This window comes from Paracoccus albicereus, assembly GCF_024359525.1.
Lineage (GTDB): Bacteria > Pseudomonadota > Alphaproteobacteria > Rhodobacterales > Rhodobacteraceae > Paracoccus > Paracoccus albicereus.
Map to the genome: position 1 here is coordinate 151,741 of NZ_JAKZEU010000001.1, position 13,433 is coordinate 165,173.

A 13,433-nucleotide genomic window follows, 5' to 3' on the forward strand; every position below is an offset into this window, starting at 1 on the left:
ACGCCGAAGCATCGTTACGCCGGATGACCCGCCTCTTTGTCGCCCGCCGCGTGCCGGTGCTTGCGATCAGGGCGGAAGTCTGACGACCCGGTTTGACCCTGAGCAGCCAACGCACCGGCCAGAATGGCCGGCCCGGTATAGGGCAGCGCGACGCTGTCGTGCAGCGCCTCGCTCGCCTCGCGGCCCGCGGTGCGGCGGCGTCGGGACAGGAAGGCCTTGCCCCATTTCCGCCAGCTCCCGATCGACCGGGCCCGGGCGTCGCAGGGGAAATGCCTCCGCCAGCCATCGGGCAGCGGCAGGCCCACGCTTTCCGCCTTTTCCAGCATCCAGACCAGCGGGATGTTCGCCAGCGGCCGGGCGAATTCCAGCCCGTTCAATTGCCCGCCGATATCGGGGTGACAGCCGCGAAACCACATCTGTTCGATGTGCGGGCAGGCGCTTTCGTCGTCCCACAGCAGCGGCGCGAAGGCCGCCCGCGTCTCGTCCAGCGCCAGCGCATGGAAACCATGCTCGACATCGGCGCCCAGATGCGCGTCGTGAAAGCGGAATTGCGGCTCGGTCAGCGCCCACAGGATCGGCAGCCGGATGCCCAGCGCCATCACCGTCTCGAAACAGCCGACCATCCGGATCGGCACCTTGTCGTGACACCGCTGCCGAAAGACCGTGCGGGCCGCGTCGGACCCGCCTTGCCGATACAGACGCCAGCCCAGCCTGATATGACGTTCGGTCGCATCGCGCGGGCGAAGCAGCCCCACCTTGCCGATCATGCCCGCAAGGCTGCGGACCGCGAATGCGCCGCGCGAATAGCCCAGCAGAAAGATTGTGTCACCCGGCGCATACTGGCTGGCAAGCCAGCCATAGGCGTCGGTGATCCGGACATCCAGAACGCGACCCAGCATCAGGTCCGGAATCGTGCCCAGCCGGTTCCATTGCTGGCCTGCCGCATAATGCAACCGGATCCGCGAACCGCCGGGCAAAGGGCCGTGAAAACCCTTCAGCAGTGCGTGGATGCGCCCCAGGGACGACCGCGACCCCTGCACCAGCGAAGCGAAGGTACCGTCGAGGATGATCACGTGGATCACGGGGGGGCGAATCGTCTGCATCCGGCAAGGCTAGCACGCCCCGCCTTTCGATTTCGTTCACGCCCTTGAACGGTCGCCTAGCCTCAGCTCAGCGCCATCACCGTCGCGTGGCTCATCAGGCCGAACCCGTTGAAGCGGGTGTTGGTGACGGTCGAATAGGCCCCCGCGCCGTGGAAGATGACGTAATCGCCTTCCGCGATGTCGGCGGGCAGGTCCATCTCGCCCGGCAGGCGATCGACCGAATCGCAGGTCGGGCCAAAGATCACACGGCTTGAAATCTCTTCGCCCCGCGGCTCCCCGTCCGCCGTCAGCACCTCGATCCGGTCGATATTGCCGATGATCGGCAGTTCGGTCAGCCCGCCATAGACACCATCGTTCAGGAACAGATCGGTGCCATCGCGCACCGCCTTGACCCGCGTGATCAGCGCATAAGCGTCGGCGCAAAGCCCGCGCCCCGGTTCGCAGACCAGAGCGGGGGCGTCCGCGCTGAAAACCTCGCGCGTGGTCTCGCCGATCTTATCGAAGATCGAGGTCAGGTCGGGCTCGACCCCCACCACGCGGTGCGAGGGGAAGCCACCGCCGACGTTCAGCCGCGCGGCCTGCACACCGGCCAGATCGCAGATTTCGCGCGCGACGCGGATGTAGCTTTCCCACGCCACCGGATCGGTGCATTGCGTGCCGGGATGGAATGTCAGAGAGGCGGTATATCCGCGCGCCGCGACCTCTTTCAGAAGCTCGGCCGCCAATTCCGGCGATGCGCCGAACTTCGAGCCGAAATCATAGGCCGCACCCAGCACCGGCAGCTTGAAACGGGGTGAAATCTCGACCGGCTTGCCATCCACCTCGACCGGGACCTGCGCGGTCAGCTTGGCCAACTCGGTCTGGCTGTCCACCGACCAAGACCGGATGCCCGCCTTCACGGCATGGGCAATTTCGGACCGGGCGCGGACCGGATTGTGATAATGACGTGCGGCTTCGGGGGCCAGACGACCGATCAGGTCGATCTCGAAGGGCGATGCGACGTCGAACCCTTTCAGACCGGCGGTCACCAGGTTCTGGATCACCGCCTCTTCCGGGTTGGATTTCACCGCGTAGGTCACAAGGCCCGGAAAACCGTCGATGAAGCGCCGGGCCGTGTCCTGCAACACGGTGGGGGCGAAGGCGATGACGGGATTGTCTGGTTGCTGCTGCCGGATGATCTCGGCGGGGTTGGCCCAGACGGTCTTGTCCTGTCCCATGTCGTGCCTTCCTGTCGTGTCAGTTCGAACCCAGAATGGCCCCTAATCGTTCCGGCCGCACCCTTGAAGTGAAATTTTCGCCTAGGCCATCACGGACGGCTGAGGCGCCAGCCGGAACTGATCGACGAAGGCCTGCGCAGCCTGCAGATCGCCCGTGGCGCCGATCATCCCTTTGGCCGCCAGCGCCGCGACCGGCGCGCTGCCATAGACGGCGACGGCCATCCGATTGCCGTCACCAGACAGCACGAAGGGCGTGTCCGGGCGTGCCACCGCGACGGTCTGCGTCCGGCCATCCTCGACGCGCATCTCGAACATCTCCTGGCCAAGATCGAAGCCCGCCGGGCCGCCTGCGTGCTGCGCCAGATCGGTCCGCAGGCACACACCCATCGAGATCATCAGCGCCGAGGGGCTGATGAACCGCCGGTGATCGTGCCCCGGCACCGTTAGCGCCCAGCGGCAAAGCGATTGCAGCACAGGCAGCAGCCCCGTGCCGGCTTCGGTCAGCGCGTAGACGCCCAGGCGCGGATCATGGCTGACCACGCCCGCCTCCTGCAATTGCGCCAGACGGCCGGTCAGCACCGTGGCGGTGATGCCGGGCAGACCCGCGCGGATCATCTGGAAGCGCTTGGGCGCGAACATCAGCTCGCGCACGACCAGCAGCGCCCAGCGGTCGCCCACCAGATTCAGGGCATGCGCGCCCAGACACCCTTCGTCGTAACGCAGCTTTTTGCCGGAATCAGTCATGTTTTAATACTAACAGTTGCTTTTTATTACTTCAAGCGGCATGGTTCGATTCGCAGGCAGTTTCATCATTTGCCGCGATTGGAGGACAGCATGACCTTTTACTGGGGTTTCGTTCAGCCCGTCCCGAAGAACAACAAACAGGCCTATATCGATCACGCCGCGATGGCGTGGCCGATCTTCGAAAAGCTCGGAGCCGTCCGCGCGGTCGAATGTTGGGCAGAGGATGTTCCCAAGGGCAAGCAGACCGATTTCTATCGCGCCGTTCAGTGCAAGGACGACGAGGTGCCGGTCTTTTCGTGGATCGAGTGGCCCGACAAGGCGACCGCCGAAACGGCCGGTTCGCAGATGCAGAACCACCCTGATTTCCAGGCGATGCCGCCGATGCCCTTCGACGGAATGCGGATGTTCTGGGGCGGCTTCTCGCCGATCGTCAGCTTCGGCCAGTCGAAGCCCGGAAGCTACGTGCAGGGCTTCGTCCTGGCCGTGCCTGAAGACAACAAGGACGCCTATGTCGAGATGGCGCGCAGCACCGAAGGCATGTTCACCGGCAAGGGCGCGACCCACATGGTCGAGGGATGGGGCGATGACGTCCCGCACGGCAAGGTGACCGACTTCTATCGCGCCGCCGACGCCAAGGATGGCGAGATCCCGATGTTTTCCTGGGTCGAGTGGCCGGACCGCGCGACCTGCGACAAGGCCGCCCGCGAGATGGAGACGGAGATGTCCGGCCAGGACATGCCCGCGATGCCGTTCGACGGCAAACGCATGTTCTGGGGCGGCTTCGAACCGATCTTCGATTCCGCCAGCCAATGAGAGGATGGTCCGATGGCCAATGAACACGGAAAACCGGTCTGGTACGAACTCGGCACCAGCGACCTGCAAGGCGCGCAGGATTTCTACGGCAAGATCCTGGGCTGGCAGATGTTCGATCCCGGAATGGAAGGGTTCGACTATCGCCTCGCGCAGTCGGACGGCGACAATGTCGCCGGAATGATGGCGCTCGGCGCACAGGAAGGCGCCCCGCCGCCGAACTGGTGCACCTATTTCGCGGTCGACGATTGCGACAAGTCCGCTGCCGACATCCGCGCCGCGGGCGGCAATGTTCTGAAAGAGCCCGCCTATGTGCCGCGCACCGGGCACTTCGCCATCGTCGCCGATCCGCAGGGGGCCGTGTTCGGCATCCTGCAGCCCGAGGCGATGGACGAGAATTGCGAGACCAGCGAAGGCAGCGCTTTCGACCAGCAGAAGGCCGCCCACGGCAACTGGCACGAACTGATGACGACCGACCCCGAAGCCGGGTTCGATTTCTATTCCCGGTTGCTCGGCTGGCGGAAATCCCAGGCGATGGACATGGGCGAGATGGGCACCTACCAGCTCTTCTCTCATGGCGGCGCCGATATCGGCGGGATGATGGGGCTCGGCAATTCTCCGGTTCCGGCCTGGATGCCCTATTTCGGCGTCAACGGCATCCATCCGGCCATCGCCCGGATCAAGGACGGCGGCGGGACTGTCCATCACGGGCCGGCCGAGGTCCCCGGCGGCGCCTTCATCGCCATCGCGCAGGACCCGCAGGGCGCATGGTTCGCCCTTGTCGGCCCGAAGGAGCGTGCAGCATGACCCGCGAACCCGTGACCATCGTCACCTATGACTGGGTGCCCGATTTTCCGCGCGGCTATGTCCGTGACATCCGCGCCCGTTGGGCCTGCGAGGAAGCGGGCATCCCCTACCGGACAGAGACAGTGCCGCTGATGGACCGCACGCAGGACCACCTTGCGATGCAGCCCTTTCATCAGGTGCCGATCCTGAAGGACGGCGATCTGACGCTGTTCGAAAGCGGCGCGATGGTGCTGCATCTGGCCAAGGATTCACCCGCGCTGATGCCCGATGACGACACCCTGCGCACGCATGTCACCGAATGGTCCTTTGCCGCGCTGAACAGCATAGAGCCGCCGATCACAGGCTGGATCTTCGGCGGCAAGTTCAAGAAGAACGAGAAGGCCGGCGAGGATTTCGGCGGCTGGATGCATCAGCGCCTTGACCAGCTCGACGCTTATCTGGCGGACAAAGAATGGATCGTCGGCGACCGCTTCACAGCCGCCGACATCATCCTGACCGAGGTTCTGCGCCCGGCCCGCGACGAAGGCGCCCTCGACCGTCACCCGACCACCAAGGCCTATGTCGAGCGCGCGACCGCGCGACCGGCCTTCCAGCGCGCCCATCAGGCGCAGATGGACCATTGGACCGAAGCCGACCGCAAGCGCGCGGCGAAGACCTGAACCAGCGATGGCGGGTGGGCGCATCGTCCGACCGCTCGCCCGCACCACTTTCCCAAGGAGCGAGTGATGCCCCTGACGTTCTACGGACACCCTTTGTCGTCCTACTGCCACAAGGTGCTGATCGCGCTGTATGAGACCGGCGCCCCCTTCACCTTCCGCCAGATCGATCCCTCGCAGCAGGCGGATCGCGACCTGATGGCCAGCCTGACCCCGATGGGCAAGATGCCCGCCCTGGTCGATGATGAGGCCGGCGTGACGCTGGGCGAAAGCGCGATCATCATCGAATGGCTGGACCGCCATCACCCTGGTCCGGCACCGCTGCTGCCGCGCGATCCCGATGCGGCGCTGCAGGCGCGAACCTGGAACAACATCTTCGACTACCACGTGATGCGCGAGGCGCAGCAGATCGTGGATGCGCGTCTGTTCATGGACGACGCGGCCGAAGAACCGATCGGCGTCTTCGCGCGCAACTCCCTCGACCGGTCCTACGCCGCCATCGACCGGCACATGGCGGGACGGGAATGGGCGGCGGGCGATTTCGGACTGGCCGATTGCGCGGCCGTTCCGGCGCTGTTCTACGCGGGCTTCCTGCATCCGTTCGACGATCGTCCGAACCTCGCCGCCTATTTCGAGCGGCTCCTCGCACGACCGTCCGTTGCGCGCGTGCATGATGAGGCGAAGCCCTGGCTGCAATACTTCCCCTTCCCGGAACGAATTCCGCAAAGGTTCCGTTAAATCCGGCCGACTTGCACCAGACGCAATGCTGCGTTGCAGCAGTGTTGGTTGTGGTGTCGGGAGGAATCCTTAAATCGGTGTCACGACGAAACGATGTATACCAGATACCAAGGAGGCCTCATGCCCCGCTTCATCCCCGCCCCCGCCCCCCATGCCGCCATCGACTTCTCCGCACTGCGTGTTTCGCTGGCAAATGCTCTGCATCGCATGGCTGACGCTCTGACCCGCCGCGCCGCGGCCTGAGACGCGGGACGCATTGTGACGCGGGCGATCATCGCCCGCGTTTGTGCTTCAGCGCCTCGATCCCGGATCCCGACGCGATGCTCTGCGCCTGAAGCAATGCTGCTCTGCAGCATCGATCCTTGATCCCGTGTCCGACGATGGGCCAAGGTGACATCAGGGAGGAAACCACCTGTGACCCCACAAGGAGTTTCCGCAATGGCACAAACCGCAACCTTCACCCAAAGCCTGTCCACGCAGTCCGTCCTGCGCACGCTCGGAATGCCGTTCCGCGCGCTGTGGACCCTCATGGTCCTTCTGGCCGAGGCGAACCCCCGCATGAAGGCGCTCGAGCGTCTGTCGCGCACCAGCGACGAAGCTCTGGCGGAACAGGGCAAGACCCGCGAGTCCGAGATCCGGCGCATCATGGGTCTTCACGCCTGACCATGCGACCCTGCCCCGGCGGCACTGCGCTGCCGGGGCCGGTCGGTTTTCAGCGGATCACGGTTTCCGGTCCCATCATCATCGTGGGCAGCCATGTGCTGAGCCACGGGATGTAGGTCACCATGATCAGGAAGATGAACAGCACGCCCAGGAACGGCAGGGCTGCGCGCACGACGCGCATCATCGACATGCCGGCCACGCCAGAGGTCACGAACAGGTTCAGACCCACCGGCGGCGTGATCATCCCGATTTCCATGTTCACGACCATGATGATCCCCAGATGGATCGGATCGACGCCCAACTCGATCGCGATCGGGAAGACCAGCGGCGCCACGATCAGGATCAGGCCCGACGGCTCCATGAACTGACCGCCGATCAGCAGGATCACGTTGACGATGATCAGGAACATGATCTTGCCGAAACCGGCATCCAGCATCGCGCCCGCGATCTGCTGCGGGATCTGCTCGTCCGTCAGGACATGCTTCAGGATCAGCGCATTCGCGATGATGAACATCAGCGTGATGGTCAGCTTGCCCGCCTCGTACAGCACGTCGCGCGTGCCGGGATGGAAGAACCCGGTGACCAGCGCCTGCGGCTTCTGCCACAGCGGGATGCGGCGCTCGCCGTCGCGCAGCGGTCCCATGTCTCGATAGATGAAGATCGCCACGATGAAGGCCCAGACGGATGCGACGGCGGCGGCCTCGGTCGGTGTGAAGATCGCGCGGGTCACGCCGGGGATGCCGTAAAGCCCGACCATGATGATGACGATCAGCATCAGCCCCCAGAAGGCTTCGCGGAAACTGTCCCAGATCTCGCGCCAGCCCTGCCAGGCCCCGCGCGGCATGTTCTTGGCAATGGCGATGATCAGGATCGCGGCCATCAGCATGAAGCCCGCCAGCAGGCCGGGAATCACACCGGCCAGGAACATCCGCCCGACCGAGACGTCGGTCGCGCTGGCATAGACGACCATCACGATCGACGGCGGGATCAGAATGCCCAGGGTGCCCGCGTTGCAGATCACGCCTGCCGCGAAATCCTTGGAATAGCCCACCTGCCGCATCGCCGCGATGACGATGGACCCGATTGCGACCACCGTCGCGGGCGAGGACCCGGACAAGGCCGCGAACATCATGCAGGCGAAGACGCCCGCGATGGCGAGCCCGCCGGGAAAATGACCGACGCAGGCGATCGAAAAGCGGATGATCCGCTGCGCCACGCCGCCGGTGGACATGAAACTGGACGCGAGGATGAAGAACGGGATCGCCAGCAGCGTCGCGTGCCCTTCCATCGCATTGTAGAAGGTCTGCGCGATCGAGGCGAGCGACGTGTCCGAAAACCACAGCAGAAACAGCGTGGAGGACAGGCCCAGCGCGATCGCGATCGGCACGCCCAGCAGCATCAGCCCGATGATCAGGACGAAAAGAAGGATCACGTCCACGGGGCTACTCCTCGTAGTTCATATGGCGGACATCCTCGACGGCGTCCTCGGCCTCGTGGCTGACGATCAGGCTTTCGCGCTCGCCCCGCCAGACCATCCACACCGCCTGCAGCAGCCGGAACAGCAGCAGCCCGATCCCGAATGGCAGCACGATATAGGGTATGAAGCGCGGCAGCTTCTCGTAGGTCTCGCCTTCGTTGATCATCGCGCCCAGCCATTCGGCACCGAAGGGCATCGGAATCTGCTCCGTCGTGTAAAAGGCGCGGTCCCGCGTCTCGATGAAGCCTGTCGGCAGCCATCGCCCGCCGGTCTGCTGCAATCCGGCGAAGGGCGCCCAGAAATCCCACGCACCCTTCAGCAGCAGCACCGCGTAGAAGATGCACAAGGCGCCCGCCACCAGCGCCAGCCCCTTGCGGGCGGCGGGCGGCAGCGCGTTGATCAGCGCATCCACGCCCAGATGGGCGTTGATCTTGACCGCATGGCTGACGCCCAGCAACACCAGCCATGCGAACAGCGCCAGCGTCAGTTCCAGGCTCCAGATGATGCTGGACTGGAAGACATAGCGCAGGATCACGTTGACGAAGGTCAGGATCGTCATCAGCCCCAGGATGATGGCGATGACGTTCCGTTCAAGCTGGTCGACGAAGGAATGATCGCGCCGCTCACTCATCTGTCCGCTCCCTGTTCCGACAGCCCCGATGCGGGCCGCCCAGCGAAAGGCGCGCCCCGTGCCGTGTCGGGCATGGGACGCGCGCGCATCGTGTCGTGCAGTTCAGACCCGCCTCAGTGTTTTTCGTTGATCGCCTGCGCGGCGTCGATGTTGTCCTGACCCACGCCCTCGGCGAACTGGTCCCAGACCGGCATCATCGCATCGACCCAGGCCTGACGCTGCGTCTCGTCCAGCTCGCGGACTTCGGACCCGGCATCGATGATCGCCTGACGCGCCTCCATGTCGACATCGTTGACCGCCGCGTTCCGCTCGGTCGTGACCTCGTTCATGATCGTCATCATCTGGTCGCGGACCTCGGGGTCAAGCCCGTCCAGCCAGTCGGTCGAGGCGACGACGAGGTAATCCAGCACGCCGTGGTTGGTTTCGGTGATCCCGTCCTGCACCTCGTAGAACTTCTGGCCGTAGATGTTCGACCAGGCGTTCTCCTGCCCGTCGACGACGCCGGTCTGCAGCGCACCATAGACCTCGGCGAAGGCCATCGGCTGGGCCGAGGCGCCGATCGCCTCCATCTGCGCGATGATCACGTCGCTGGGCTGGACCCGGAACTTCAGCCCCTTGGCGTCTTCGGGCGTCATCAGCGGCTTGTTCGCCGACAGCTGCTTCATGCCGTTATGCCAGTAGCCGAGACCCGAGATCCCGCGCCGCTCCATGCTCGACAGCATCGCCTGCCCGGCCTCGCCGGCCTGGAATTCGTCCACCGCCTCGATGTTCTTGAACATGAACGGCAGGTCGTAGATCTGGAACACCTTGGTGAAGGTCTCGAATTTCGACAGCGACGGCGCGCCCATCTGCACGTCGCCCTGCAGCATCGCCTCCAGCAGCTGATCGTCGTCGTAGAGGGTCGAGTTCGGATAGACCTCGACGCACATCTTGCCTTCCATCTCGGCGTTCACGCGTTCCGCGAACAGCGCGGCGGCGATGCCCTTGGGGTGCTTGTCGGTGTTGGTGACGTGGCTGAACTTCACCACCTCTTCGCCATCGTCGCAGCCGGCCGGATCGGCCAGCGCACCCGTGGCAGCCATCGCCAGCCCGCAGGCGGCGGTCAGAAACGTCTTCATGGAAGTCCTCCCCTTCTTCATCCTCACTGCCGGCCGTTCTCCCTCCGGCCGGTCCGGATGGGGCAGTCTTCCCGCTGGAACCTGCTCTGGCAAGGGAAAACTTGCCAGTTCCGCGGGGTCTGCGCGCCCTCTCCCTTGGCCTTTGCGCCGGGGTTCGCTAAGTCCCGGTGACGTATGACGGGATCACGACGATGAGCATGGACAAGAGCTTCGACGCAGCCACGGCCGAGGCGCGGATCGCGGCCGAATGGGACCGCACCGACGCGTTCAAGGCGGGCGCCAACGCCTCGCGGGACGAAACCTTCACCGTGATGATCCCGCCGCCGAACGTGACCGGCAGCCTTCATATCGGCCACGCGCTGAACAACACGCTCCAGGACATCCTGGTCCGCTGGCACCGGATGCGCGGCTTCGACACGCTGTGGCAGCCCGGCCAGGACCATGCCGGCATCGCGACGCAGATGGTGGTCGAGCGTCAGATGGCCGAGCGTCAGGAACCGAACCGCCGCGACATCGGGCGCGACGCCTTCGTCGAGAAGATCTGGGCCTGGAAACAGGAATCCGGCGACACGATCATCAACCAGTTGAAGCGCCTCGGCGCCTCCTGCGACTGGTCCAGGAACGCCTTCACCATGTCCGGCGCGCCCGGCGCCCCCGCGGGCGAGGAGGGCAATTTCCACGACGCGGTGATCCGCGTCTTCGTCGATCTCTACAACAAGGGCATCATCTATCGCGGCAAGCGTCTGGTGAACTGGGACCCGCATTTCGAGACCGCGATCAGCGATCTGGAGGTCGAGAACCGCGAGACGCCGGGGCAAATGTGGCACTTCAAGTACCCGCTCGCCGGCGGCGCGACCTACACCTACACGGAAACCGATGAGGACGGGACCGTCCTCTTCGAGGAAGAGCGCGACTACATCGCCATCGCCACCACCCGCCCGGAAACGATGCTGGGCGACGGTGCGGTCGCGGTCCATCCCTCGGACAAGCGCTACGCCCCGATCGTCGGCCAGCTCTGCGAAATTCCGGTCGGACCCAAGGAACATCGCCGCCTGATCCCGATCATCACCGACGAATATCCCGACCCCGATTTCGGCTCGGGGGCGGTCAAGATCACCGGCGCGCACGATTTCAACGATTATGGCGTCGCGGTGCGGAACGGGATCCCGCTTTACGCATTGATGGACAGCAAGGGCGCGATGCGATCGGACGGACAGTCCTATGCCGACAGCGCAGATATAGCCTCGCGTGCAGCAGGGGGCGAGGATGTCGGCGACGTTTCGACTGTGAACCTCGTCCCCGACGAGCTTCGCGGCCTCGACCGGTTCGAAGCCCGCAAGCGCGTCGTCGATCAGATCACCACCGACGGTCTTGCCGTCATGACCCAGCCCTCGGACCCGCGTCTGGGGAAGGCCGCCCGCCCGCCGGAACCTGAGGATGGCGGCGAGGCGCGCATGGACGACCTCGTCCCCCTGGTCGAGGCCAAGCCGATCATGCAGCCCTTCGGTGACCGTTCTGGCGTCGTGATCGAGCCGATGCTGACCGATCAGTGGTTCGTCGACACGCAGAAGATCGTCGGCCCCGCGCTGGACGCCGTCCGCGACGGCAGGACGCAAATCCTGCCCGAGCAGCACAAGAAGGTCTATTTCAACTGGCTCGAGAACATCGAGCCGTGGACCATCTCCCGCCAGCTCTGGTGGGGGCACCAGATCCCGGTCTGGTGCGACGACGACGGCAACCAATACTGCGCGCCGACCGAAGCCGAGGCGCAGGCGCAGGCGCCGGGCAAGACCCTGACCCGCGACCCCGACGTCCTCGACACCTGGTTCTCCTCCGGCCTCTGGCCCATCGGCACGCTCGGCTGGCCCGAGGATACGGCGGAACTGCGCAAGTATTTCCCCACCTCGACGCTGATCACCGGCTTCGACATCATCTTCTTCTGGGTCGCCCGGATGATGATGATGCAGCTCGAAGTCGTGGGCGACGTCCCTTTCCGCACCGTCTACGTCCACGGCCTCGTCCGGGACGAGAAGGGCGCGAAGATGTCCAAGTCCAAGGGCAACGTCATCGACCCGCTGACGCTGATCGACGAATACGGCGCCGACGCGCTGCGCTTCACGCTGACCAGCATGGCCGCGATGGGCCGCGACCCCAAGCTGGGGCCGAAGCATGTCGAGGCGAACCGCAACTTCGTCACCAAGATCTGGAACGCCACCCGCTTCGCCGAAATGAACGGCGCCCGGGGCGGCGGCGCCCGCCCCGAACCAAGCCACACCGTCAACCGCTGGATCATCGGAGAGGTCGCGCGCATCCGCATGGCCACCGACGAGGCGCTGGACACCTATCGGTTCAACGACGCCGCAACCGGGCTCTACGCCTTTGTCTGGGGCAAGGTCTGCGACTGGTATGTCGAATTCGCCAAGCCGCTGTTCGACGGCGAACACGCGAATGAGACCCGCGCCACGATGGGCTGGGTGCTGGATCAGTGCTTCACGCTGCTGCACCCGATCATGCCCTTCGTGACCGAGGAATTGTGGGCGCTGACGGGCGAGCGGCCGAAGATGCTGGTCCACGGCGACTGGCCGACCTACGGCGAGAACCTGATCGACGCGGATGCCGATCGCCAGATGAACTGGGTGATCGGGCTGATCGAAAGCATCCGCTCGGCCCGCGCCCAGATGGGCGTCCCCGCGGGCGCGAAGCTCGACCTGATCGTGACCGAAGCCGACGAGGCCGCACGCGCTGCGCTGACGGCCAACGCACCGCTGGTCGAACGCCTCGCCCGCACCAACACCCCCCAGGACGGCACGGCCGGCCGCGGAACCATCGCCGTGGCGGCGCCGGGGGCCAGCTTCGCGCTGCCCATCGGCGACGTCATCGACGCAGGCGCCGAGACCCAGCGCCTGACCAAATCCGCCGGCAAGACCGAAAAGGATGCCGAGGGCCTGCGCAAGCGCCTCGCCAATCCAAAATTCGCCGAGAATGCCGAACCCGAGGTGATCGAGGAAACGCGCGACAAGCTGGCCGCGCTCGACGACGATCTCGCCCGCATCCGCGCAGCGCTGAAGCAGTTGGAAACGCTGTGAGCGACCGGTGAGCCACTGGTTCGAACGCATCGCCACCCGCATCCTCGATGAGGCGCAGGCGGCCGGCAAGCTTTCGAACCTGCCCGGCGAAGGGCGGCCGCTGGACCGCGCCCGCCTGCGCGAGACTGCCGAACAGACGATGCACCGGCTGCTGGCCGAAGAAGGCTTCGTGCCGCCCGAGGTCGAGATGCAGAAAGAGATCGCGGCCAAGCGCGGCATCCTCGAGCAGATCGAGGACCCCGAGGAACGCGCGAAGCTTCAGCGCCAGATCGCGCTGATGGAACTCAAGCGCGCGATGGCTATGGAAAACCGCGCGCGCGACGCGCGGCGCTGACCCGGCCGCCGCGCAACGCCCGACCGACGGCCTCACAGCGACCAACCCT

14 protein-coding genes are annotated in these 13,433 nt (G+C 65.2%); 8 read left to right on the forward strand and 6 right to left on the reverse strand.

Features of this window, described 5'->3' with window-relative positions; all coding sequences use genetic code 11:
* Positions 1-14: 14 nt before the first annotated feature.
* The 3 genes from MLD63_RS00790 to MLD63_RS00800 all read right to left on the reverse strand — a co-directional run bounded on the left by MLD63_RS00790 (position 15) and on the right by MLD63_RS00800 (position 3,064).
* Entirely contained in the window at positions 15-1,103 is a 1,089-nt protein-coding gene (locus MLD63_RS00790) for a T6SS phospholipase effector Tle1-like catalytic domain-containing protein (RefSeq protein WP_255327934.1), read from the reverse strand.
* A 62-nt stretch (positions 1,104-1,165) separates the two neighbouring features.
* Positions 1,166-2,320 (reverse strand): type III PLP-dependent enzyme, encoded by a 1,155-nt coding sequence (locus MLD63_RS00795; RefSeq protein ID WP_255327935.1) that lies wholly within the window; start codon positions 2,318-2,320, stop codon positions 1,166-1,168.
* Positions 2,321-2,401: 81 nt separating this feature from the next.
* On the reverse strand, positions 2,402-3,064 hold the full coding sequence (locus tag MLD63_RS00800; RefSeq protein ID WP_255327936.1) for a winged helix-turn-helix transcriptional regulator: 663 nt from the start codon (positions 3,062-3,064) through the stop codon (positions 2,402-2,404).
* A gap of 90 nt (positions 3,065-3,154) precedes the next feature.
* Here MLD63_RS00800 and MLD63_RS00805 point away from each other — a divergent pair, with 90 nt between their 5' ends.
* The 6 genes from MLD63_RS00805 to MLD63_RS00830 all read left to right on the forward strand — a co-directional run bounded on the left by MLD63_RS00805 (position 3,155) and on the right by MLD63_RS00830 (position 6,738).
* Positions 3,155-3,877, forward strand: coding sequence for a DUF1428 domain-containing protein (locus MLD63_RS00805; RefSeq protein ID WP_255327937.1), 723 nt, complete (start codon positions 3,155-3,157; stop codon positions 3,875-3,877).
* 12 nt (positions 3,878-3,889) lie between these two features.
* Positions 3,890-4,681, forward strand: coding sequence for a VOC family protein (locus tag MLD63_RS00810; protein ID WP_255327938.1), 792 nt, complete (start codon positions 3,890-3,892; stop codon positions 4,679-4,681).
* Positions 4,678-5,340, forward strand: a complete 663-nt coding sequence (locus MLD63_RS00815; RefSeq protein ID WP_255327939.1) for a glutathione S-transferase family protein — start codon at positions 4,678-4,680, stop codon at positions 5,338-5,340. Before MLD63_RS00810 ends, MLD63_RS00815 begins: the two co-directional genes overlap by 4 nt.
* A 66-nt stretch (positions 5,341-5,406) precedes the next feature.
* Positions 5,407-6,075 carry a glutathione S-transferase family protein gene (locus tag MLD63_RS00820; RefSeq protein WP_255327940.1) on the forward strand — a complete coding sequence of 223 codons (669 nt, stop codon included), beginning with the start codon at positions 5,407-5,409 and terminating at the stop codon, positions 6,073-6,075.
* A 120-nt stretch (positions 6,076-6,195) separates the two neighbouring features.
* Positions 6,196-6,318, forward strand: a complete 123-nt coding sequence (locus tag MLD63_RS00825) for a hypothetical protein (protein ID WP_255327941.1) — start codon at positions 6,196-6,198, stop codon at positions 6,316-6,318.
* A gap of 195 nt (positions 6,319-6,513) precedes the next feature.
* Positions 6,514-6,738, forward strand: coding sequence for a hypothetical protein (locus MLD63_RS00830; protein ID WP_255327942.1), 225 nt, complete (start codon positions 6,514-6,516; stop codon positions 6,736-6,738).
* Between the two features lie 49 nt (positions 6,739-6,787).
* Here MLD63_RS00830 and MLD63_RS00835 read toward each other — a convergent pair whose 3' ends face one another.
* The 3 genes from MLD63_RS00835 to MLD63_RS00845 all read right to left on the reverse strand — a co-directional run bounded on the left by MLD63_RS00835 (position 6,788) and on the right by MLD63_RS00845 (position 9,964).
* Positions 6,788-8,176 carry a TRAP transporter large permease gene (locus MLD63_RS00835; protein WP_255327943.1) on the reverse strand — a complete coding sequence of 463 codons (1,389 nt, stop codon included), beginning with the start codon at positions 8,174-8,176 and terminating at the stop codon, positions 6,788-6,790.
* 4 nt (positions 8,177-8,180) lie between these two features.
* The gene (locus MLD63_RS00840; protein WP_255327944.1) at positions 8,181-8,846 is read right to left on the reverse strand and encodes a TRAP transporter small permease; all 666 of its coding nucleotides are present in this window, start codon (positions 8,844-8,846) and stop codon (positions 8,181-8,183) included.
* Between the two features lie 113 nt (positions 8,847-8,959).
* Positions 8,960-9,964: a TRAP transporter substrate-binding protein gene (locus tag MLD63_RS00845; protein WP_304363984.1), complete on the reverse strand. Its 1,005-nt coding sequence runs from the start codon at positions 9,962-9,964 to the stop codon at positions 8,960-8,962.
* A 191-nt stretch (positions 9,965-10,155) separates the two neighbouring features.
* On the opposite strand from MLD63_RS00845, the gene MLD63_RS00850 reads away from it, so the two are divergent.
* Both MLD63_RS00850 and MLD63_RS00855 read left to right on the forward strand, forming a co-directional pair.
* Positions 10,156-13,050, forward strand: coding sequence for a valine--tRNA ligase (locus tag MLD63_RS00850; protein ID WP_255327945.1), 2,895 nt, complete (start codon positions 10,156-10,158; stop codon positions 13,048-13,050).
* 7 nt (positions 13,051-13,057) lie between these two features.
* Positions 13,058-13,384, forward strand: coding sequence for a DnaJ family domain-containing protein (locus tag MLD63_RS00855; RefSeq protein WP_255327946.1), 327 nt, complete (start codon positions 13,058-13,060; stop codon positions 13,382-13,384).
* Positions 13,385-13,433 lie beyond the last annotated feature (49 nt).